Origin of the sequence: Nostoc sp. UIC 10630, from assembly GCF_010747425.1 — a bacterium.
In the GTDB taxonomy this organism is placed as follows: domain Bacteria; phylum Cyanobacteriota; class Cyanobacteriia; order Cyanobacteriales; family Nostocaceae; genus Nostoc.
Genome location: NZ_JAAGOG010000325.1, coordinates 1 through 5,839 on the forward strand (window position 1 = coordinate 1; position 5,839 = coordinate 5,839).

The 5,839-nt window shown below is 41.4% G+C and carries 6 protein-coding genes; 5 read left to right on the forward strand and 1 reads right to left on the reverse strand.

All coding sequences use genetic code 11. The annotated features are described in order from the left end of the window. Window positions 1–485: 485 nt before the first annotated feature. The 5 genes from G1O98_RS36335 (at window position 486) to G1O98_RS36355 (ending at window position 5,283) form a co-directional block, all read left to right on the forward strand. Entirely contained in the window at window positions 486–860 is a 375-nt protein-coding gene (locus G1O98_RS36335; protein ID WP_163939056.1) for a hypothetical protein, read from the forward strand. Between the two features lie 67 nt (window positions 861–927). Continuing rightward, entirely contained in the window at window positions 928–1,182 is a 255-nt protein-coding gene (locus G1O98_RS36340; RefSeq protein WP_163939058.1) for a TIGR02450 family Trp-rich protein, read from the forward strand. A 785-nt stretch (window positions 1,183–1,967) separates the two neighbouring features. Continuing rightward, window positions 1,968–2,834: a ferredoxin:protochlorophyllide reductase (ATP-dependent) iron-sulfur ATP-binding protein gene (bchL, locus tag G1O98_RS36345; protein ID WP_012410753.1), complete on the forward strand. Its 867-nt coding sequence runs from the start codon at window positions 1,968–1,970 to the stop codon at window positions 2,832–2,834. A 32-nt stretch (window positions 2,835–2,866) separates the two neighbouring features. Further along, window positions 2,867–3,658, forward strand: coding sequence for a DUF5331 domain-containing protein (locus G1O98_RS36350; RefSeq protein WP_163939063.1), 792 nt, complete (start codon window positions 2,867–2,869; stop codon window positions 3,656–3,658). 221 nt (window positions 3,659–3,879) lie between these two features. After that, entirely contained in the window at window positions 3,880–5,283 is a 1,404-nt protein-coding gene (locus tag G1O98_RS36355) for a ferredoxin:protochlorophyllide reductase (ATP-dependent) subunit N (protein ID WP_163939065.1), read from the forward strand. A 67-nt stretch (window positions 5,284–5,350) separates the two neighbouring features. Here G1O98_RS36355 and G1O98_RS36360 read toward each other — a convergent pair whose 3' ends face one another. Continuing rightward, complete coding sequence (locus G1O98_RS36360) at window positions 5,351–5,614, reverse strand: hypothetical protein (protein WP_163939067.1); 264 nt, start codon at window positions 5,612–5,614, stop codon at window positions 5,351–5,353. Between the last annotated feature and the right edge of the window lie 225 nt (window positions 5,615–5,839).

The following is a 5,839-nucleotide window of genomic DNA, read 5'->3' on the forward strand; positions in this document are numbered from 1 at the left end:
GGTGGGGCCCCCACGAAGTGGGGATAAGGGGCAGGGGGAAAGGTTTTAAATCCCTTACCCTTTCCCCTTTCCCCTTTCCCCAGACCTCACAAGCGCATTTTTGGGTTGGCAGACTAGTGGCTTTCCCCAGAACTGCTTATTAAACAAAATTATTCATAACAAAGAGATTTAGAGCAGTCAAAATTATATTTAAAAGATGTGAAATGGTCAAGTAGATATTTCATAAGGTCAATTACACTTAATCGCATTGAAAACAGCTTACCCCCGAAAGCTAAAGCTTACTATTTTTTTCTTAGAATGTATGGGTAACTGTCTTAACAATATCTATAGAGACATGGTGATAAACAAAATTACTCCTTCATAAGCAGGAATCTAAATGCGTAAGTAAGCATGACGTATTAAAGTTCTTCTACCTTGCATCCACCATTTTCCTCCTACCCCACACAGAGTTAACATAATCTCAGGTCGCATAGTGGATGCTGAAAATGATTGACCCCTACGACTTTGAAGATGATGACTTTGATTTGGAGGATGAGGATTTCTTGAAAATAAAACCCATCAGCCAAATGACTGAAGGGGAAAAGTTACAGCGATTTAAGCGGTTCTTCGACAGCAGCAGCCGTGCTATGTTGCAAGACTGTCTATTTCGCATCGTCAATTACGAAGATGGTACAGGCACGTTAGAAATTCTTTGCCCTAATGAAGTTGTAAGACAACGCCTTTCCAAGAAAAAGCGCAAAATTACCAACAACATCAACACTTGCTGGAGCAATATCAGATGGTTTTCCCTATGTGTCCAGCAAGATAGTGAGTTGCATTGCCAAAAGTTTACCCGTAATGGCGATTTGGTGACATCTTAATTGGATATTGGAAATTTGGATAAAGAAAGTGTTTTCCCAATTACAAGTGACAAATGACGAATAACAAATGACTAAAAAACAAAAATTTCCTTACCTAGTTGGTTCTAAATGGACAGCACAGCGAAAAGTTGATGGCTGGCGGCACTTCCAAGTTGTCAATCGTAAAAATCAGGCTAAGTGGGTTTACGCCGAAATGGTTGCTTCTTGCGATCCTAAAGTCCGTTTTTGGATAAATGCTAAATTATTGCAAGATAACTCCCAGTGGCAAGCTGGCTGGCAAACATTACAAGAAATCCAGGAAATTAAAATTGAGGTGTCCTAATTACCTTGAATACATAGACTGAAATAAATTAGGACTTACGCACACTCTACGTTTCTTCTCTTACTCTTAGCCCACGCAGGTGGGCTTTATTTGTGTAGCCACGAATCCCAATACTTTTCGAATAAACCCAACAATCTCTCTTTTGGTCTGGATAAAGCTTACTGGGTTTGGGGTAAAGGTAAATTTAAACCCTTTCCCCTTTCCCCCTTAACCGAAAAGTATTGCCACGAATCCTATTCGCTCGGCTTAGACTTAGAAAATATTTGCAAAATTAATAATATTTTACAAAATCACACTCACTCACTCTCAAGCAGTAATTACATGGTTGTGACTAGCGACTGAAAACTGGCAATTTATCTGCGATTGCAAATTTCAGCAGTATTTCCAGCATCATGCTGCATATACCTCTGTTTGACCTTGCACCTGTGCCTCAATCTCATGAAAACACGTTGCACCAACATCAGCTAATTCTATGAAAACCATTTAAAAAAGCCAATATCGGCTTTTTGTCTTTTGTAACTCTTTTTATAAAAATAGATAATAAAAACTTTTTATAGATGACTTTTAGAGCTAAATAAGACTTTTTAGTTCATAAAAACTAAAATACCCATGATTAGGTTCTAATTCATCGGATAAAAACGTTTTATAAATTAAGAGCGACTTTCTTTTCTATGTAATTTGCCCAATAATGACATCAATAGACCTCACGCATCGCCATCTCAGGAAAGGTGAAGGCAAATGTTTGAGCCACAAGTTTGACAGAAAGCTATAAGAGGGAAACAACAGTGAAACTAGCAGTCTACGGAAAAGGTGGTATCGGTAAATCCACAACTAGCTGTAACATATCCGTCGCCCTAGCTAAACGTGGCAAGAAAGTGCTGCAAATTGGCTGCGACCCAAAACATGACAGCACCTTCACCCTGACTGGGTTTTTGATTCCCACAATTATCGACACCCTCCAAGAAAAGGATTATCACTACGAAGATGTCTGGCCGGAAGATGTAATTTATAAAGGCTACGGCGGTGTGGATTGCGTAGAAGCTGGTGGCCCGCCTGCTGGTGCTGGATGTGGCGGTTACGTAGTCGGTGAAACCGTAAAATTACTTAAAGAACTCAACGCCTTTGATGAGTACGATGTAATTCTTTTTGACGTTCTGGGTGACGTAGTTTGTGGTGGTTTTGCAGCACCACTCAACTATGCAGATTACTGCCTGATTGTTACAGACAACGGCTTTGATGCGTTATTTGCAGCTAATCGAATTGCAGCTTCAGTCCGCGAAAAAGCCAGAACTCACCCACTGCGTCTAGCTGGGTTGATTGGCAATCGCACCTCCAAGCGTGACTTGATTGAAAAATATATAGAAGCTGTGCCCATGCCAGTTTTGGAAGTTTTACCTTTGATTGAAGATATCCGTGTTTCCCGTGTGAAAGGTAAAACTTTGTTTGAGATGGCAGAGCAAGATCCTTCCCTAGACTACGTTTGCGACTACTATCTCAACATCGCCGACCAAATTCTAGCGCGTCCCGAAGGTGTTGTACCTAACGACACACCAGATCGCGAGTTGTTCTCTTTGTTATCCGATTTTTATCTAAATCCGGGTAAACCCCAGGTTCCTAATTCAGAAGAGGAACTAGACTTGATGATTGTATAAATCACCAAGTTCTCAGGATGGGGGACAATAATATGGCTTTCTTTCACAGCTTTACGGATTCAATAAAACAAAAGTGGTTGCAATTTTTCCAGAATAATCGAGACTGGATTACCCTGCACATGGAAGTGGAATCAGTGTACACCCCTGATGGCGGGAAGCGACCACCTTCTTACCTCATCCTGGGAGTTCTTAACGCCCTAGAGCCAAAGCTAGCGCAGTTAATGTTGCCCTTTGCCAAACTTAATCCTGATGCCGATACCCTGATTGAGGTGCTGGATTTGCATTTTGACCCAGATTTTGCTCTCGGTAATCGCTTTCTCGTCAACCCAGATGTAGAGAAGTACGCAGAAGAAGCAGCAGATGTCATTGACGAAAAGCCTGAAGAAGAAACATTCACACATTCTCATACAAATGGCTTTGCATCGGTGGCGGTAGTTGAAGAGTTCGCAATGGTGGATTCTGATGAGCAAAGTCTGGAAATTAGCGCGTTGGAGGAAACCGAAAATGGCTTTGGCGATATTTCCTTATCCAACGGACACGCTTTAAAAGATGAGTCTCTCCAAACCTCTAATTTAGAAGCAGATGAGTTTGGGGAAATTGCTTTCGATACAGATGCAACAGCTGTAATGGAAGTAAAGCTGGATGATGAAGTGCTTGAAGATATTCCACTAGATGAGAATGCGTTTAAAGACGTGTTATCAGATGTCTGGGGTGATGAAACAGCTTTGCAAAAGGCTGAAGAAAATAACGATTTTTTGGGGGAAGAACTGCCAGCAGGCGTTTTTGATGAATCAGAAATTGCCCGTCTCTTCCCCAACGCTTAATTATTGCCGTTCTTCGCAATTTTAAGGTTTAGATTTGGAGTTTTGGATGAGGAATTAGGGAAATTGTCGTTAGACAGCGGATACTTTTGTTGTCCCAGCCTTCAATCCAAAATTATCAATCGTTCGACTGAGCGTTCGCGTAGCGTCTCGGAGAGAAGCCGAAGTCTAAAATCTGAAATTGGTTGAACTGCCATTAAATATCAAGGGGAGAAAAAACCAAAATGACTGTCGCTCAACAACCAGAAGCTTTAAGCTTTGAATGTGAAACCGGGAATTACCATACCTTTTGCCCAATTAGCTGCGTGGCATGGTTATACCAAAAAATTGAAGATAGCTTCTTTTTGGTGATTGGGACAAAAACTTGTGGCTACTTCCTGCAAAACGCGATGGGGGTGATGATTTTTGCTGAACCCCGCTATGCAATGGCAGAGTTGGAAGAGGGCGATATTTCGGCACAGCTGAGTGATTATGAAGAGTTAAAGCGGTTGTGCTTGCAAATTAAACGCGATCGCAATCCTAGTGTAATTGTCTGGATTGGCACTTGCACTACCGAAATTATCAAAACAGATTTGGAAGGCTTGGCACCGAAGCTGGAATCTGAAATTGGGATTCCCATCGTTGTTGCGCGTGCAAATGGTCTAGATTACGCCTTCACCCAAGGAGAAGACACAGTATTGGCAGCAATGGCTAACCGTTGCCCTGATAAGGCTCCTGTGGCGGAAACAGAGAAGAGTGAACGTAATGCGATCGCTAAGTTGCTCAACTTTGGTAAAAAGAAAGAAGATGTCGCCCAAGATGAATCTGAATACGTAGATCATCCACCCTTAGTTCTCTTTGGCTCCCTTCCCGACCCCGTAGTTACTCAGTTAACCTTGGAACTGAAGAAACAAGGCATCAAAGTTTCTGGCTGGCTACCCGCGAAGCGCTTCACAGAATTGCCAGTATTGGAAGAAGGGTATTATGTTGCTGGTGTCAACCCCTTCCTCAGCCGCACAGCTACCACCTTAATGCGTCGCCGCAAGTGTAAACTCATTGGCGCACCCTTCCCCATTGGCCCCGATGGCACCCGCGCTTGGATTGAGAAAATCTGCTCGGTGTTCGGTATTACTCCCAAAGGATTGGATGAACGGGAAGCACAAATTTGGGCAGGCTTGGAAGATTACGTGAAACTGATTCGCGGTAAATCTGTATTCTTCATGGGTGATAACTTATTGGAAATCTCCCAAGCAAGATTCTTAATTCGTTGTGGGATGACAGTTCACGAAATCGGTATTCCCTACATGGATAAGCGCTATCAAGCTGCTGAGTTGGCATTGTTGGAGAAAACTTGCCAGGAAATGAATTCACCCCTGCCAAGGATTGTGGAGAAGCCAGATAATTACAATCAACTTCAGCGAATTTATGAGTTGAAACCAGATTTGGTAATTACTGGTATGGCTCACGCTAACCCATTGGAAGCACGGGGTATTAATACAAAGTGGTCGGTGGAGTTCACTTTTGCTCAAATTCACGGCTTTACGAATGCGCGTGACATGTTAGAGTTGGTGACTCGTCCGTTGCGTCGGAATAATAATTTGAAAGATTTGGGTTGGGATAAGTTGGTGAGAGAAGAAGCGAAGATTTAGATTTGGCTTTGGATTTAGCAACAGCATAATAGTATGTTACGGGCGAACTTTTGGGTTCGTCCTTTTTTTATTTTGTCATATCAAAGTACATTTGGCGTACAAACCAAGTTACAGCTTCCAATATTCCATCATAATTATCTAGATCATCTTCAAGTTTTTTATATTTTGATATTTTTTCTTGAAGCTCGTTTTGTTGTGCTTCTTCATTATTCGGGTTATGTTCAAAAATATTACGGAATTCTCTTACGTTATCTATACGAAAATAAAATTTTTTATTTAATAGTTCAAGAGAGGAAGGTAGTTTGGCTGTTATCTCCCGAGTGGTTATCAACTATAAACCATTTAAACGAATTGATGATATTAACGCGTTGTGCACTTTCTAAGCAGTTGCATATATCTGCCGAAGATCGATAATTAACTATTATTATTGAAAGTGCCATTTGCTTATTAATGATATCTTTTCCGTGTACTGTTAAATATTTCCTCTCAGTCTGTTGCTGACGTAGCTATACAGCATACAGCATTTTGAAATTATACCTGTTTTAATCCATGATAG

Excerpts from the sequence above, each read along its gene's own strand:
- G1O98_RS36335 (WP_163939056.1), top strand. The coding sequence starts at position 486 with ATGATTGACCCCTACGACTTTGAAGATGATGACTTTGATTTGGAGGAT.
- G1O98_RS36340 (WP_163939058.1), top strand. The coding sequence starts at position 928 with ATGACTAAAAAACAAAAATTTCCTTACCTAGTTGGTTCTAAATGGACA.
- G1O98_RS36350 (WP_163939063.1), top strand. The coding sequence starts at position 2,867 with ATGGCTTTCTTTCACAGCTTTACGGATTCAATAAAACAAAAGTGGTTG.
- G1O98_RS36355 (WP_163939065.1), top strand. The coding sequence starts at position 3,880 with ATGACTGTCGCTCAACAACCAGAAGCTTTAAGCTTTGAATGTGAAACC.